Origin of the sequence: Aquimarina algiphila (assembly GCF_947494415.1) — a bacterium.
Taxonomy (GTDB): domain Bacteria; phylum Bacteroidota; class Bacteroidia; order Flavobacteriales; family Flavobacteriaceae; genus Aquimarina; species Aquimarina algiphila.
This window is the reverse complement of the sequence record NZ_CANLVC010000006.1, coordinates 1,098,904-1,116,450: the sequence shown is the minus strand read 5'-3', so window position 1 is coordinate 1,116,450 and position 17,547 is coordinate 1,098,904. Positions and strand designations below refer to the sequence as shown.

The window sequence follows — 17,547 nt, the reverse complement described above, 5'->3', positions numbered from 1 at the left end:
TTTTTCGGAAAGAATATTTGGCAATCAACCTGCTATCATATATCCTCCATCTGCATTATAAACACTACCTGTCATATACGATCCTGCATCTGAAGCCAATAAACATACTATTCCCGACATTTCATTTGGCATACCCATCCGAGAAGTAGGTAACGTCTTTTCTATTTTTTGAAGCAATTTTTCATTTTGCCATAATGCTGCACTAAATTTGGTTTTAATCAGTCCCGGACAAATTACATTTGCACGAATACCATATTGTCCCCATTCTTTTGCTTGATTCTTTGTCAACATTAATAAAGCTGCTTTACTGGTACTATACAACCCTAGGCCTGCGCCCGGATGTAAGGCCTCTACCGAGGCTATATTGATAATACTCCCTCCTCCTCTTTCTTTCATAGAAGGTAAGGTCAAATTGGATAATGCCCATGGCGCTTTGACATTAATATCCATAATCTTATCAAAAACACCTTCCTCTGCATCTTCAATAGGTCCATATATTGGATTTATAGCAGCATTATTTACCAAAATATCAACACCTCCAAAATGCGCTGTTGTTTTTTGAATTAGATGCTCTCTTTGATCTGCTTTTCCTATATGACATGCTATTCCTATTGCTTCTAAACCTGCCGATTTAAATTCTGATGCAACTTCATCTACAGCATCCTGACTTCTACTACTTATAACGACCTTAGCGCCATGCTGGGCCAAACCTTGTGCTATAGCTTTTCCTATTCCTTTACTAGAACCAGTTATAATAGCTACCTTCCCTTCTAGATGAAATGATTTTTTTATACTATCCATTATGGGTTATTATGGTACTTAAAAATTAAACGACTTAATTAAAAACTTCTTGCTCTCCTGCTATAGTGAGAATTTCTTCATTCATAAGAATATCTGCAAGACCACTAGTTTTTGGTAATTCATATTTAAAATAGAATTTCATAGTATGAATCTTACTTTCATAAAATTCCTCAGTATACTTTTTCTGAGCCGTTATTAATGCATTTTTAGAATGACATGCGATATCTAACCATACCCATCCCATTGTTATATTACTAAAGAATTCCATAAAGGGGGTAGCATCAGACAAGAAACGTTCATAATCTCCTTTTTGAGCAAAACCTATTAAGAACCCTATTACTTTTTGTGCCAATTGTAATTTATCTCCAAGTTTTGCAGCATACTTTTTTAGTTCATCATATTTAGAAGCCTGCTCTATGGTTTGCATAATCTCATTAGTTAATAATTTGAGGGCTTTACCATTCTCCATAAGTAGTTTTCTACCTAATAGATCTTGTGACTGAATTCCTGTGGTTCCTTCATAGATAGAAAATATACGAATATCTCTATGGTATTGTTGTAATATAAAATCTGAACAAAATCCATATCCTCCTAATACTTGTACTCCATTAGATACGGCTTGTGCTCCCATTTCTGATGGATATGTCTTTACCATAGGAATAATCAACTCTAATAGTAATCCATATTTCTCTTTTTCGTCTTTATCCTGAAGTGTTTCTTTAAGGTCAAAATACTTTGAAGCAAGAAGCACCAAACTTAGAGAACCTTCTGCAACAACCTTTTGTAACAATAACATCCTTCGTACATCTGGATGATTTATAATTAAGGTTTGTCCTTGTTCTGGGTTTTTCTTTCCATCGCTTGCTAATTTTCTTCCTTGCGGACGCTCTTTTGCATATTGTAATGAAGCTTGATATGCCGCCATTGTAATCGCAGCAGCTCCTCTACCGACCGCTATTCGAGCTGCATTCATCATCATAAACATATATTTTAATCCTTGATGTGCTTCTCCAACCAACCAACCGTGACAATCATCTTTATCACCAAAACCAAGATGAGTTGTACAATATCCTCGTTGACCCATTTTCTGAAAATCTGCCACTGTCGTTACATCATTTGGTGTAAGATCACCGTTTTTGTCTGGTCGTTTTTTAGGAACAACAAATAATGATATTCCTTTGGTTCCCTGAGGAGCTCCTTCTATTCTAGCCAACACCAAATGCACCATATTTTCTGCATATTGATGGTCTCCTCCAGAGATAAATATTTTTTGTCCAGAAATCTTATAATGACCTTTTTCAGATGGTATAGCTTTAGTCACAACATCAGATAAAGAACTTCCAGCTTGTGGTTCTGTAAGACACATGGTTCCTCCCCACGCTCCAGAAAGCATCTTAGGCACATAGATCTCATTAAGATTAGCATTACCAAAATGTACAATTAACTCAGCAGAGCCTATAGTGAGACCTAAATATCCTGGTAAATGATTATTAGCAGCATCTTGAATAAAAGCCGAAGCTGTATATACCATCATTGGCAATTGTAACCCACCTGCATCATAATCAAAAGTCCCAGAGATAAGTCCCATTTCTCCACCTTTTTTCATTATAACATCCACCTGCTTATGAACGATAACTTTACCATCTTCATAATAGGCAGGATGTTCATCCATCTCTTTGATATATGGAAATAATTCTCTATCAGAAAACTCTTTAACCGAGTCTATAAACATATTTAGAGATTCTTTATCATGATCTTTAAAGCGATCTTGTCTTACTACATCTTCTAATTCATGTACATCATATAAAAGATACTTAAGCGTTTCTATATCAATATATTCATTAGCCATTGTGTGAAGTTTTTAGAAATTGAATACTAATACTTCACTAAAGTTCGGTAATATTTAAGAAATTCTAATTAAACCTGTTTAATAAATATCAAATTTTAGATACTCTTAACTTTTTATACCATATCTAATATTTTATTACGAATAAGACCATCTTAATGCTTATGAACTAAAAAATTACCCTTTCTCGCTTAATCGCTTTCTTATTTTTGAAAGTCCAACTGGTGTTAGTCCAAGGTATGAGGCAATTAAATATTGTGGGACTCTTTGGAAAAGTGTAGGGCGTTTTTTTAATAATTCCAAGTATCTTTCCTGATTAGTAAGGTTTCTATGTTGATTGATACGCTGAAAATTAATTACGAATGTTCGTTGCATTGACAATCTACCAAAACGCTCTAGCTGATGTGAATGATCAAACACCTTTTGTTGATCTGTTTTTGAAATGGTATATACCGTGATATCTTCTAATGCTTCTAGATAAGCTACAGAAGGAATTTCTTGTATATAAGCATATAGATCAGTAAAGAAATAGCCTTCGGTAAAAAACTCCATGACTCTAGTAGTACCCTGTTCTACTGTATAATAAGAGACACAACCTTCTTTCATAAAATAAAAATCTCCAATATATTGATCTGGTTTTAATAGAAACGCGCCTTTTTTAAAAGTTTTCTTTCTAAAAAACCGAAGTCCAAACTCCATATCAGAATCGCATACCTCTGTAAATGATCTTATTTTCTTTTTTAAGTCTTCCAAATTATTATTATCTCTTCAACGAAAGAACAAAATATTTATTGATTTGCAAAAGTAAACTACCAATCTATTAGATAAATTAAATATTAGAGTAATGTTTAAAAACCTAACATAAGACCGCTCTATCCATGTAGTCAATTTTACGGTTTTACCGTAAAAAAAACTTAACAATTGTTCGTAGCTTTAGGGTAGCTAATTAAAACCTATATGCACCAGCATAAGGAAGGATATCAAATACCCCATCCCATGTAGTGCTTACCCCCTATGGATACACTTAATTTTTATCAAATATTAATTTTTCTATTTCAAGGGTTTGTTGTTGCTTTCCTTATTTTACTTCTGTTTCGGTTACGAACTATGATTGGCTTAGGGATTTTATTTACTTCACTAGGATTATTTCAATTTATACAAGTTTTTCTGGCAAGTACACTCTATTTTGAAATATCAGATCTTATTGTAGTTTCACCGGGTTCATCGGTTTTATTTTCTGCTACACTTTTTTCAATACTGCTAATTTACATCAAAGAAGATGCTATTACTGCCAGAAAATTAATATATGCTTTAGTTATTGCCAATGCTGTGTTGTGCTTTCTTTTACTTTCCTTTAGAATGAATATTGAAGGCGCCAACAATTATAATCCTTTTGACGTTTCTACTGATTTTTTCTATACCAGTGTGCTTGTACTATTCATTGGGACAGGTATACTTTATCTAGATTCTATATTGATTATTTTTTTGTTTGAATATATCTCTAAACGTACTTCAAATCTATTCTTTCGGATATTAATAACAATGGTGTTGGTCTTAAGTTTTGATGCTATCTTTTTCACCTTGGGATCATTTAGGTTTTTTAAGGATATTGAAAAGATTTTATATTCTGGACTCGCCTCCAAAAATTTCATGGCAATTTTTTATAGTATCATTTTTACGATTTATTTAAAATATTTTGAAAAAGAAGAGTATCAAACTAATTATATAACTTTCAAAGATATTTTTCATTCTCTAACTTATAAACAGAAATTTGAGGTAGCCGAAAAAGCCGTTCAGCTTACAGAAAGTAGGTATCACACATTAACTAATCTTGTCCCTGTAGGTATTTTTATGACTCTTGCTGATGGTAAAACTACGTTTGTAAATCCAAAATGGTGCGATATCTCTGGAATATCGGAAAAAGATGCATTGGATGATGGATGGTTAAATGCCGTTCATCCTGATGATCGAAAAAAATTAAAAAAAGGCTGGTATAACGCTGCTGATAAAAGAGAAGCTTCTGACGCAGAATATAGATTTCTTAAACCTGATGGCTCTGTTATTTGGGTATTAGGCCAAGCGATTCCAGAATATAATGAGAATAACCAAATTATTGGATACGTAGGAACAATAACCGATATCACTGAGATTAAATTATATGAACTCGAATTAAGCAGATTAAAAGATAAAGCAGAAGAAAGTGACAGGCTTAAATCTGCTTTTTTGGCAAACATGAGCCATGAAATCCGTACACCAATGAATGGTATACTCGGTCTTGCAGAACTACTAAATGAACCTAAATTATCTGGTGACGAACAACAACTCTACTTAGATTTAATCAAAGAAAGTGGGGCCCGAATGCTAAACATCATTAGAGATATTATTGATATTTCTAGAATAGAAGCCGGTCAGGTAAAAATATCTATTGATACTATTAATATCAACGAACAAACTCATAAATTATATACCGCCTTTAAACCATTAACAGATAAAAAAAGTATTATTTTATCACTATCCAATGGACTATCGACAGAAGACGCCAGCATCAATACAGATAATGAAAAACTTCATACAGTTTTAAACAATTTGATGAAGAACGCAATAAAGTATACTAGTGAAGGTGGTATCGAATTAGGATACCATAAAGAAGGTGAAAATTTACTTTTTTATGTAAAGGACACGGGTATTGGTATTGCTAAAAATCGTCAAAAAGCAATTTTTGATCGGTTCGTTCAAGCAGATATAGAAGAAGATCGTTATGCTCTAGAAGGTGCTGGTATAGGATTATCAATTGCAAAAGCTTATGTTGAAATGTTGGACGGTAAAATTTGGTTAGAAAGCAAAAAAGGTATGGGTTCTACGTTCTACTTCACTATCCCTTTTTCCAAAAATTGAATAATACTTAAAAAAACCGTACTACTTAATTCAAAAACTTTAGGTTAAATTATCCTTCAAAAAAAGTAATAACTCAAGGATATTATAGCCGTCACTTCATAATACAAAGATTCATATGTATTGAAATTCAAATATTTTAGAAAAGAAAATTATAAAATCAGTACATATAAAATTAGAGGCATGGTAACATTTTATTCTTTTACAACACATACTTGTATACTTTTATAAGTTCTCCTTATCAAAAGTAAATAGCTAATTCGTTGATTTTATGTTTATAAAGAAAATTTTATATTCGCAATATACCTAATGCCCTTAGTTTATGTTTAGAAATCCTTTTTCCTTCTCGGGAAGAATCCGTAGACTCGAATATGGTTTGAGTTATATTATATTTTTGGCTGCTTTTTTTATGATGGGAATGATAATTGAAGTTTTTGATGAAGCAGAGTCTTTATTCTTCTTAATTATTTTACCTGGGTATTGGTTTATAATTGCACAAGGAACTAAACGTTGTCATGACCTCGGTAGTAGTGGCTTTTTTCAATTAATTCCTTTTTATGGACTGATCATGATTTTTGGAGAGGGACAAGATGGAAATAATAGATATGGGTATAACCCAAAAGAAAACCATATTCCTACTACTCCAAAAAAACCTTTTCAATTTAAAGTTGCCTTACCCAAAAACAGAACTATCCTTGATATTGGTAATGAATTATTATGTATAGCTTTACTTAACACTCTGTTCGCTATAATTATTAAGAATTACATACAATTAGAAGGAATTCGGTTATTACTCATTGGATTCTCTTTTATACCATGTTACTTCCTATTGTTAGTTCTTAGTCATAAAAGAAGTGCTTTACCTAATTTAAAGCCTTATCTTTTTAGACATAGAGTGATGTACGCAATTATCATTTATGTTCTTATTCAACTATATAATTTGGTCTTTCTAAATTTAGATTTCAGTGTTGATACTATTGTATCCGGAATCTTTCTTATACTCCTAATTACGGGAATCACATACATTCCTTTTTTGATCTATCCTCGATATTTTAAAAATGAAGTTAGTAATGACGAAAGAAACAATTCAGAAATTATAAAATATTGAACATTTGAAACCAAAATACTACTCTTATACTTCTTTATTATTACTTGGGTTAATTATTTTTTTTGGCTACATCAACAGGATTGTTTTAAAAGAATCAATTATGTGGTCTGATCGCAATTTGGTATGGACAGATTTTGAAATTGTATCTGATATGCAAGACGGTTTTGATGCTTCTGTCTATTCGGAGATTTATTGTCCAAATCGAATTACATCAACAGATTCTAAAGTATATGCATATATGGATCCCAATCAATCCGAACGGCTATTAGATACTTTATATGACCAACAATTGTTAAAGCATGAGCAATATCATTTTAATATAACAGAATATTATGCTCGATTAATGCGTAAAGAAATTGTAAAAAAAAGGCAAAAAAAAATATCAAAATCAGAGTTAAATCGTATCTACGAAAAATATGAGATTAAACGAGATAGTATGCAAGAAGTATATGATAGTATCTCAGAACACAACACAAATCAACAACAGCAACGCTATTGGGAGTTAAAAATTGATGACCTTCTTCGTCAGACAGCATATTATCAAAATCCAGATATCCTAAGCTATCAAAATTATATCAAAAAAGACACAGAGTATTTTAAACACATATACCATACATTAGAACATAAAACTCTCACTGCATATCCTGTTAGTGATATAAATCGTAAATATGGTAAATGTTACCAGGTAATCAGAAAAGATAATGAAGTAATTATAAAATTTTACAGCAATGGAAAATTAATCAATGGAGGATATTTTGAAACTGCAATAACCAAAATCACTCGCCCAACAGATAATTCTTTGGAGATGCATTATTATAATGCTGATCGTAGTTATAATACTAAATTAAAACGCACCATTAGCAAGGTACATTGGAATATTAATAAGGATATGACAATCTCCTATTTTGATTCAAACAGCACTCCTGTCATTTATAAAGCTGTACATAAAATATTGTGGAAAAGAAACCCAAAAAACAATAATTTATATGCTACATATTATGATATTGATGGTAAACATATTAAAAATAGAGATGGAGCTCATCACGAAAGAAGAGCATTTGACACTCAAGGAAGAACGGTAAAAATAGAGGCTTTTGATGATAAAAACAATCCTATAAATGACAAAGATTATATCTCTGTTTATGATTACGTTCTTGATGAATATCATAAAATAAAAAGGGTAAGATTATACAATAAAGAAGGAAACTTTGCAACTCATCTTGATGAATACAACATACATTATATATATGATGAACGAGGGAATTTAGAAAAATCAGTCAACCTGGATCAAAATGGAGATCTTATTGAAAATAAAAATAGTATTTGTACTTATGAATATACAAACGATTTAAATGACAATACCACAAGTGTAAAACGATATAATGCCAATGAGTTACCAACTACAGGGTATGATGATTATTTTCATGAAGTAATCGATTATGATACAAAAAATAGAATTCTGTTTAAAGCTAAATACCATCCTAATTATGTACTAGTATTTGACGATGTTAAAAATGGAGCTTTAAAATATGAATATGATAACGACTCTATTTACTATACTTACAATACAGATGCATTTAATAATATTTTTAACAATGACCATGGTGTCGCCGTAACAAAAAGACATACAAATAAGGGCGGTCATACCATAAAAGAGGTTTTTATGGATTCGCAAAAATGTTTTGCTACTTCTGAAGAAGGAATCGAAACACTTTCTTATTCTTATGATAATAGAGGGAATTTAATTAAAAAAACAGGATTAGATTCTATTGGTAACCTAAAACCATTTAGTAAAGATATAGCAATAGTGCGTTGGGAATACGATAATCAAAATAATAGAACAAAAACCACCTATTATAATGTAAATGATCAATTAGCAAATGGAGAGCAAAATGTTGCCTATAAACTTTTCAATTTTAACAAAGACAATATGCTTGTTGAGCGTTTAAATTACGATAAACATATGAAACCTACTCTTTATGACGAGGTATTTAGAACAAGATTTTATTATGATAAAAAAGGTAAAGACACATTAGTACTAGGATTTAATATCAGAAATCAGCCTATTAATGGTGTGTCAAAAACAGTTTCAAAGTATAGTGAGTATGGTAAAGAAATTCGAAGAATTTACTATAACTCCAAAAATAGAAGAACAAATAATTATAATGGTGTAAGTGCAATTGAGTATTTATATGATGATCTTCATCGGTACATTGGATACCGTAATTACAATCAATATGATCGCCCTACAAACGATTGGCAAGGTGTTTTTTCAGAACAAAGAGTTTTAAATCAAGCTGGTTATATTACAAAATTCTCTTACTTTAACAAGTATCAAAAGCCTGTTATAGGACCTGATGGATACCATAGTATCAAATATATCTTTGATGATTCACATTTTATTACCAAGGAAAGTATGTATGGAACCGATAATGCACTAAAATCTAATAGTTATGGGGTGGCTATATATGAATATAACAGGGCTATTTCTGGTCTTATTCATAGTATTAAATACTATGATGAAAATAAAGAACCGATTGAAGCATCAGATGGCGCTGCCGAATTGTACTATAAACCAGATATGAATGGTTTATACTATTTAGATAAAAAATATAATGCTGAAGGAGAGGAAATCATTGAAAAAGAGAATGAGGACGAAATTAGCAGTGAAGAAGAGACTCAAACAGAAAAAAAAGATCAATAAAATTATAGCAACCTATAATCAAAGAAACACTTAATTTAAGTTACTCATCATAATCAGAAATCTAATGAAAAAACTCACATACAAAGTTATAGAAGATGAACAAACTCTCGTTTACGAAGAACTATACAACTCCAAGAATGAAGTTATCTATTATAAAGATTACCAAGCTAATCCACATGCAGAGAAAAAAATAACGTTTAACGATTTAGGTCTACTTGTCGAAGAAATTGATCTTAGTGATGGTAATGAATTAAACAGATTAGAACTTATATATGATAAAAATGGAAGAAATACTGAAAGAAATTTCTTCTTTGGAACTGATCTATATGAAAAAGTTATCACAGAATACTCAGAATCTGGACATGTAAAAACAACCTATCAAGACGGAGAAGAAGTAAATAGATTGGTAACTGAAACTAAGGGAAAAAATTATGTGAGTAAATTTTATCAAAACGAAAAACTCATTGAGAGCCAATTTTCTGAATATGATACGGTTAACAAATGTAATGAAATCAAAATCTATGACGGTGACAACAATTTAATTGCCATTAGAAAAGAAACCTATAATCATGCCGATGAAGTTGTAAATATTGAAGATGTTAATGAAAATGGTAATCTATTATCTGAACATACTTATGAGATAGAAAAAGGACTAACTCTTAAAGAGGTGCATAGAGATTTTAGAGCAGGAGAAAGTGAATATAACATCTCAAGAGAATATGATTTTAATAAAAACCTGATAAAAATGGAAGTTAGAGCAGCAAACAATCATTTAATTGAATTTTATCTTTCTACTTATGATGATAAAAATAGGTTAGCTGAGGAAAAAGGGGTTTCAAATGGTAGTTTTAATGCTATATATGGTTCATATACCAATGGAGAAGAATATCATTTTATACACAAATATGAAAACTAAACTTTTCAAGAATATTCTATAGATTTCCAGCATTTGGATAGAACGACATATCCCTTTTTTAAATGCTATAAAAAAGGGATATGTTGTTTATTATCTTTTGAACTATAATTTATTATTCCATTCGGGTGATTTTTGCACCAATTGCTCTTAAACGTTCATCAATATTCTCATACCCTCTATCTATTTGCTCAATATTATGAATTATTGATGTTCCCTTTGCGCTCAGCGCTGCAATCAACAAAGAAATTCCAGCTCTAATATCAGGAGAAACCATAGTTGTAGCCTTTAATGTGGACTTAAAATCATGACCAATAATTGTCGCTCTATGAGGGTCACATAATATAATTTTTGCTCCCATATCGATTAACTTATCAACAAAGAACAAACGACTTTCAAACATCTTTTGATGTACCATTACCTCTCCTCTAGCCTGTGTAGCTACAACCAATACAATACTTAATAAATCGGGTGTAAATCCAGGCCATGGTGCATCAGCAATTGTCATAAATGATCCATCTATATAACTTTCTATCTGATATCCATTGTTATGTGCCGGAATATAAATATCATCTCCTACTTGTTCTAAAGTAATACCCAATTTTCTAAACGTATTCGGTATCAATCCAAGATTATCCCAACTTACATTTTTAATTGTAATCTCACTTTTGGTCATTGCTGCTAAACCTATCCAAGATCCAATTTCAATCATATCAGGTAATATTCTATGGGTACATCCAACCATTTCTGTAACACCTTCGATGGTTAGTAAGTTCGAACCTACTCCTTCGATTTTTGCTCCCATGCTATTCAGCATTTTACACAATTGTTGCAAATAAGGTTCGCAAGCAGCATTATAGATCGTTGTCGTTCCTTTAGCCAAAACAGCTGCCATTACAATATTTGCTGTCCCGGTTACAGAAGCTTCATCAAGTAACATATAAGTCCCTGTTAAACCTTCTGGCGCTTCTACACCATAAAATCGTTCTTCTTTATTATATCTAAACTCTGCCCCGAGGTTAATAAACCCCTCAAAATGAGTATCTAATCGTCTTCTTCCTATTTTATCACCACCTGGCCTAGGAATATATCCTTTACCAAACCTAGCTAGTAAAGGTCCAACGATCATAATAGATCCTCTTAGCCCACTTCCTTCTTTTTTAAAGCGTTCACTCTCTAGATATTCAAGCTTAAGTTCATCACTCTTAAAGGAGTATTCTCCTTTTCCCAGTTTTTTGATTTTTACACCAAGATTTCTTAGGATTTCAATAAGTTTATTGACATCTCGTATATCAGGTATATTAGAAATTATAACTTCTTCTGGAGTTAATAATACTGCACAAAGAATTTGTAAGGCTTCATTTTTTGCTCCTTGAGGTGTAATTTCCCCTTTAAGCTGATGGCCTCCTTCGATCTGAAAAGTCCCCATGTACTTGTAATAATTAGTGGTTAATAATTGGTAGTTGGTAAAGATTTAGTAGCGTTTCTTTCCGCGATTATTGCCTCGATAATTCTTTTTACCACCGCTATTGGTATTATGTTTTTTCTTTTTCCCTCTTAAAAGATTAGATGAATCTGTTAAATCTTCATTACTTCCTTTTAAATTGATTTTACCTTCGCTTAATTCGAAAAGATGGTTGAAAATCGCGCTATCCTCGACAGTATCCTTATTCCAGTTCAAATAGCATTTTTTCATATGATTCGCAATAGTCATGGTAAGAGCATTTTTTAAATCTCCTTCTTCCCAACCATTCGCAACATCGATCATTCTTTTTATATTATTTCCGTAAAAACGATACTTAGGGAAATTTTGAGGATACTTAAGAGGTTCTGGTCTCTCTTGTAATTTTTCTTTTGTTAGTACAGGAAAAGGAGTATCAACATCAAGTTTAAAATCACTCATTATAAATAATTGATCCCATAATTTATGTTGGAAATCTGGTACATCTCTAAGATGTGGTTGTAGGTTTCCCATTACTGCTATAATAGACTTAGCAACCTTATTACGTTCTTCTCTATCCTCAATAGCAATTGCATGATTGATCATTTTTTGTAAATGACGACCATATTCTGGTATAATGAGCTTTTCGCGCTCGGTGTTATATTCTAAAGTGTTAATATCCATAAAATGTATGTAAAAATTGCGTAGAAATAGTTTTAAAAATCAATATGTATAAGTGATATCATCTAGATTTCCTGAAGAGTAATTATATGTAATACACATATAAACTTCTATTTGACAATTGATTATTTTATAGACTATTCTATATTTTGTTCCGCAAAATACTAAAATAAAACAAGTAAGTTATGGTCAATACTAAATTTATTTACCGATAACAGGCTCTATAATCTACTTTAAGAATTTTTATCTCCTTTTTAATTTAAACTTAACAGGAAACCATATTTCTTAAAGTGAAATTACACCTTCTACTTTAACAGCAACTTCTTTATATTTAGTAATTACCTGATCTGGGTTTTTCATTCGTACATTAATCGATACACTTGTATATTTTCCATTTTTAGATTTTTTTGTAGTAATTACAGCTCCAAGGTTATCAAAAATGGTTTCAATTTGTCCTATTTTTATAGTGTCAGTTGGTACAATGAACTTATATAAATAAGCGGTTGGCCAAAGTGCTGTATCCGCCAATTGCACTTTCAATTTTTTGTAAAATTCTTCTTGATCTTTCATATGCTGCTTAAATGCAAAATTCAGGCCAAAGATACAGTTTATCACATACAAAAAGAATACTCTTCCACTTCATTTTTAAGAAGGGAAGTTACTTTTCAACAAGGTGTTATATTCTTCTTGAGTATCAACATCATACCCTTTACCACGAGCAGAAATAGTTTGTACATTATTGATATGTTTTTTGATTATATATCGTGCTCCAAAATCCTCTTTTAACTGTAATAATTCTTTAAAATATTGTTTTGTAATAATCGCTGGGACTCCTATTATTTCATTTAGATCTGTAGCTATAATCATATTAGGGTTTTGATTAAATTCTATGATCAATCTATTAAGATGTTTTGCATCAAGTAAAGGCTGATCAACTAGGGAAATTAAAATGGCTGAATATGTCAAAATGTCTCGTTCGAGAGCTTCAATTACCAAACGAATAGAGCTTCCCATCCCTAATTGCCAATTTTCATTTTTAAGTATACTTATCGGAAATTCTTTAACCGTTGGGTAGATTTGATCATAATATGCTCCTAAAACAACATATGTTTTTACGTTTTCCAACATCATTCCTTGCTGTATAGCATGCCCAATCAATGTGGTCTCTCCCCAAACTAATAATTGTTTTGGTTCTCCCATCCTACTAGAAGATCCTGCAGCAAGTATAACATGAGCTATTTTAGATTCGAGTAGAAACGACATTTATACTTTTCCTTTTAGGATCATCATGAATTGCTCCTTTTTTTTCTTGTAATGGAATTGGAGTTTGATTTCTTATTGTAGCTAAAACTTCAGCAATAATTGAAATTGCTATTTCTTGTGGTGTCTCTGCTCCCAGATTTAAACCAGCCGGCCCATGGATCGAATCCAGAAATTCATCAGCAACTTCTGGAAAATATTCTATAAATGCAGAAAGTAATTTCTCCCGACGTCTTGCAGGACCTAATAATCCAATATATACTGGTTGAGTATCTTTTATCGCTTGAAGGTATAACAAATCTTTAGCAAAGTTATGAGTCATTAAGACAATAGCTGTTTGATCATCTATATTATCAAGACACAACTCTTCTGGTGTAGCATTAATTACTCGTGTCACACCAGGAAAATCCTTAAGATATTTAGGATGATGTGGAGAACCTATAATTTCAACCTCCCATCCTGTCATAGATGCTAATTGACCTAATTTAACCGCATCATGCTCTGTACCAATAATCACTAACCTGAAACATGGTTGTATTTCCCTTTGAAAAAAATCAAGAGATACATCTATTCTCGTATTTACTTTATTTGAAAAAACAAATTCTTGATTTTCTTTAAACAAAACAACAGATCCCATCATAGAGAGATTTTGTTCTGCTTTTGAATACATTGATTTTATTTCAAAAGGTGTTCTGGATTTTAAATGTTTTTGAACAGCTTCAATACCAGAATTGGTCATTTCAAAACGTTCTATCAAAATATACAACAAACCTTCACAACCTAAACGATATTTCCCGTCATAAGTCATTACTTTGGGAGATCCTGTTTTAAATACAGATTGTGCTTGTCGCAATACTTCTTTTTCCACACATCCACCACTTACAGCTCCAGTCACTGTACCGTTTTCGAGTATAAGCATCCCAACCCCTGGCCTTCTATATGAAGAACCTTCTACATCAACTACAGTTGCCATAACAGCAGGAATACCCTGCTGCCTGGCTTTATAGTAGCATTCTATTATTTCTTTAAATTCGTGTGTCATAAAAGTACTATCCCAAAGGAGCTTTGGTATTCATATTCTTAATGAAAGGTTGCTTATATAACCGTATTCCCTTAGCTGCTTTTATTGCATTCGCAACTGCTGCTCCTGCAGGAGGTAACGTAGGTTCTCCTAATCCTGTTGGTGCGATATCACTTTCTATAAAATGAGTTTCAACTACTGGAGTTTCATTAATACGAATTAAACGATATGTATTAAAGTTCGTATCCTGGGGAGTTCCGTCTTTGAAAGAAAAGTCTCCATACATGGCATGACCTACTCCATCAATTACTCCACCTTCTATTTGGTTTTTTGCTCCTAGAGGATTAACGACAATACCACAATCTACTACGCAAGTAACTTTTTTGACTACCGGAGTATCATTCTCTAATACAACATCTGCTACTTCTGCAACATGTGTATTGTGACAATAATACGCACTAAACCCTTGATAAACACCTTCCTTTTTATTGCCCCATCCTGATTTATCTACAGCAACTTTAATTACATTTTCTAATCGTTCTGGAGAATATTGAATCCTTTCATCTGTGGTTCCTTTTACTTTTTGTAATAAATCCAAACGAAGTTGTATACGATCAACTTCTAATACTTCTGCCAATTCATCAAAGAAACTTTGCTCTGCAAAAGATAAAAAGTTAGTATATGGCGCACGCCAGGCTCCTGTAGTAATTTTACTATCATAATTTGCTACATCTACCTGATAATTCTCAACAGCTCCAGCAGGGAAAAAATTAGGTATCAATCCATACATATTCGAATTAATAGAGGCTTCTTTAAGGTGATAACCTGTAATTTTATTATCCTTAACAGATGCACTGATTTTATATTTTATGGCAGGTCTATATATCCCAGCTGACATATCATCTTCTCTGGAGTATACTACTTTAACAGGTTTTTGAGAAATTTTAGATATTTCTGCTGCTTCCAGTGCAAAATCGCCATATAATCTTCTACCAAAACCACCTCCCATTCTAGTCATTTCTACAGAAACATCTTCTACATCTCGCTCTAACAAATCTGCAACTCTTTTTGCCGTTCCTGCAGGAGTTTGTATAGGTCCTACCAAGCGAACTTTCTCTGGAGTAACATCTGCAAAGAAATTCATAGGTTCCATACAATTATGTGGTAAAAATGGAGATTCGTAAGTTCGTTCAATTACTTGGTCAGCTTCTGCAAATGCTTTTTTTACATCTCCATCCGCCCTTAATGTATTAAACTCAGAACCTTCTAAAAGGCCCTTTAAGATTTTATCATGCTCTTCTGTGCTTTCTAATTTTGAATCAGATGTCCAATTTGCTTCCAAAGCTTTTTTACCTTTCATCGCTGCCCAGGTAGAAGTTGCTAAAACAGCAATTTTATCCCCAAATTTAACTACATCCTGCACTCCTGATACCGCTTTGGTATTAGTATCATCAAAATCTACAAGCTTTTTGCCAAAAGAAGGAGGTCTTAATACAGAAGCATATACCATTCCTTCTTCCTTATAGTCTAATCCATAAAGTGGTTTTCCTGTAGTAATCTTATCAATATCTACATTAGGAGTATCTTTTCCTATTACACTAAAATTCTTAGGATCTTTTAGCGTGACATTTTCTGGCACTTCGAGAGTAGCAGCAACTTTAACTACTTCTCCATAGCCCAATTTATCACCATTTGCATTACTAATTACTCCATTTTCTGTTTTACATTCTGATGCATTAACTCCCCATTGTGCTGCAGCTGCATTAATTAACATCTGTCTTGCCGTTGCTCCTGTTTGGCGCAATGGTTCCCATCCATGTCGTATGGATTGGCTTCCTCCAGCCACTTGTCGAGTAAAATTCTTGGTATCTAGAGCTCCTTGCTCAACATGAACATTCTCCCAAGAAACATCCAATTCTTCTGCAATAAGCATCGGCATGGATGTTTTAACTCCTTGACCTATTTCTGGATTTGGAGAAAAAATAGTCACCATACCATTATCTGCTATTTTGATAAAGGCATTAAAGTCATTAAAATTTAGCTGAGAAATATCTACTGGTGGAGTTGCTTCAGGTTTGCATGACTGAAATAGATTAAACCCAATTAACATTCCGCCTCCAGCTAATGCTGAAGTCTTTATAAAAGACCTTCTACTAAAGGAAGGTGATATATTATTTTTCATTTTGTGAAGATTTAAATGGGTTAACTCAGTTTACTAGCAGCAACCTCTACGGCTTTTTCAATTCTATTGTATGATGCACACCTACAAATATTACCACTCATAGCATCTCTTATTTCAGATTTATTTGGGTTAGAATTCTGAGATAGAAAAGCTGCGGCAGACATCATTTGTCCCGCTTGACAATAACCGCATTGTGGAACATCAACTTCTTTCCATGCCTGTTGCACTGGATGTGAAGCATCATCAGATAGCCCTTCAATTGTAGTAATTTCCATATCTTCAACCATCGAAACCTGAAGCAAACAACTTCTTGTTGCAGATCCATCGACATGTATGGTACATGCTCCACATTGGCCAATACCACAGCCAAATTTGGTTCCAACCATATCCAGGTGATCTCTTAACACCCATAAAAGAGGTGTATCTTGATCTGCCTCAACAGTATGAGACTGACCATTTACTTTTAAATTATAAACTGGCATGAGTTTAAGTTTTAGGATTTGTTTTTAACTAGTCTAAATAAAGCAATATTACATGAATTGCTATTGAAAGTACTAAAAATTAGCTTTGACAAAATCAACTTTAACAGACCTTTATATTAATATTAATAACCTTAAAGATTTGGATCTTAATATCGGTTTGGAATGATGTGTTTTATCCATTTATTATAAAGTACGGTTACATACAACTACAAAAAC

General features: G+C 32.4%; 14 protein-coding genes. 4 read left to right on the top strand and 10 right to left on the bottom strand.

All coding sequences use genetic code 11. The annotated features are described in order from the left end of the window. Positions 1 to 24 precede the first annotated feature (24 nt). The 3 genes from PQF96_RS14090 to PQF96_RS14080 form a co-directional block, all read right to left on the bottom strand. A complete protein-coding gene (locus PQF96_RS14090; protein WP_271766915.1) occupies positions 25 to 801 on the bottom strand; it encodes an SDR family NAD(P)-dependent oxidoreductase in 777 nt (258 codons plus the stop codon). A 34-nt stretch (positions 802 to 835) separates the two neighbouring features. After that, positions 836 to 2,650, bottom strand: coding sequence for an acyl-CoA dehydrogenase (locus tag PQF96_RS14085; protein WP_271766913.1), 1,815 nt, complete (start codon positions 2,648 to 2,650; stop codon positions 836 to 838). Between the two features lie 174 nt (positions 2,651 to 2,824). Next, entirely contained in the window at positions 2,825 to 3,400 is a 576-nt protein-coding gene (locus tag PQF96_RS14080; protein WP_109437749.1) for a Crp/Fnr family transcriptional regulator, read from the bottom strand. A gap of 261 nt (positions 3,401 to 3,661) precedes the next feature. Here PQF96_RS14080 and PQF96_RS14075 point away from each other — a divergent pair, with 261 nt between their 5' ends. The 4 genes from PQF96_RS14075 (at position 3,662) to PQF96_RS14060 (ending at position 10,267) form a co-directional block, all read left to right on the top strand. Next, on the top strand, positions 3,662 to 5,542 hold the full coding sequence (locus tag PQF96_RS14075; protein ID WP_271766911.1) for a sensor histidine kinase: 1,881 nt from the start codon (positions 3,662 to 3,664) through the stop codon (positions 5,540 to 5,542). A gap of 319 nt (positions 5,543 to 5,861) precedes the next feature. Continuing rightward, on the top strand, positions 5,862 to 6,647 hold the full coding sequence (locus PQF96_RS14070; protein WP_109437751.1) for a DUF805 domain-containing protein: 786 nt from the start codon (positions 5,862 to 5,864) through the stop codon (positions 6,645 to 6,647). 100 nt (positions 6,648 to 6,747) lie between these two features. Then, on the top strand, positions 6,748 to 9,351 hold the full coding sequence (locus tag PQF96_RS14065; RefSeq protein WP_271766909.1) for a hypothetical protein: 2,604 nt from the start codon (positions 6,748 to 6,750) through the stop codon (positions 9,349 to 9,351). A 64-nt stretch (positions 9,352 to 9,415) separates the two neighbouring features. Next, on the top strand, positions 9,416 to 10,267 hold the full coding sequence (locus PQF96_RS14060) for a hypothetical protein (RefSeq protein WP_271766908.1): 852 nt from the start codon (positions 9,416 to 9,418) through the stop codon (positions 10,265 to 10,267). Between the two features lie 112 nt (positions 10,268 to 10,379). Here PQF96_RS14060 and murA read toward each other — a convergent pair whose 3' ends face one another. The 7 genes from murA to PQF96_RS14025 all read right to left on the bottom strand — a co-directional run bounded on the left by murA (position 10,380) and on the right by PQF96_RS14025 (position 17,331). After that, positions 10,380 to 11,693 (bottom strand): UDP-N-acetylglucosamine 1-carboxyvinyltransferase, encoded by a 1,314-nt coding sequence (gene murA / locus PQF96_RS14055; protein ID WP_143916500.1) that lies wholly within the window; start codon positions 11,691 to 11,693, stop codon positions 10,380 to 10,382. Positions 11,694 to 11,738: 45 nt separating this feature from the next. Then, positions 11,739 to 12,389 (bottom strand): DUF4290 domain-containing protein, encoded by a 651-nt coding sequence (locus tag PQF96_RS14050; RefSeq protein WP_109437755.1) that lies wholly within the window; start codon positions 12,387 to 12,389, stop codon positions 11,739 to 11,741. Between the two features lie 282 nt (positions 12,390 to 12,671). Then, positions 12,672 to 12,956 carry a DUF493 family protein gene (locus tag PQF96_RS14045; protein ID WP_109437756.1) on the bottom strand — a complete coding sequence of 95 codons (285 nt, stop codon included), beginning with the start codon at positions 12,954 to 12,956 and terminating at the stop codon, positions 12,672 to 12,674. Positions 12,957 to 13,031: 75 nt separating this feature from the next. After that, positions 13,032 to 13,649, bottom strand: a complete 618-nt coding sequence (locus PQF96_RS14040; RefSeq protein ID WP_271766907.1) for a nucleotidyltransferase family protein — start codon at positions 13,647 to 13,649, stop codon at positions 13,032 to 13,034. After that, positions 13,627 to 14,688 (bottom strand): XdhC family protein, encoded by a 1,062-nt coding sequence (locus PQF96_RS14035; RefSeq protein WP_271766905.1) that lies wholly within the window; start codon positions 14,686 to 14,688, stop codon positions 13,627 to 13,629. The genes PQF96_RS14040 and PQF96_RS14035 overlap by 23 nt, the downstream gene beginning before the upstream one ends. 7 nt (positions 14,689 to 14,695) lie before the next feature. Then, positions 14,696 to 16,849 carry a xanthine dehydrogenase family protein molybdopterin-binding subunit gene (locus PQF96_RS14030; protein ID WP_271766904.1) on the bottom strand — a complete coding sequence of 718 codons (2,154 nt, stop codon included), beginning with the start codon at positions 16,847 to 16,849 and terminating at the stop codon, positions 14,696 to 14,698. A gap of 20 nt (positions 16,850 to 16,869) precedes the next feature. Further along, positions 16,870 to 17,331, bottom strand: coding sequence for a (2Fe-2S)-binding protein (locus tag PQF96_RS14025; protein ID WP_109437760.1), 462 nt, complete (start codon positions 17,329 to 17,331; stop codon positions 16,870 to 16,872). Positions 17,332 to 17,547: the final 216 nt, after the last annotated feature.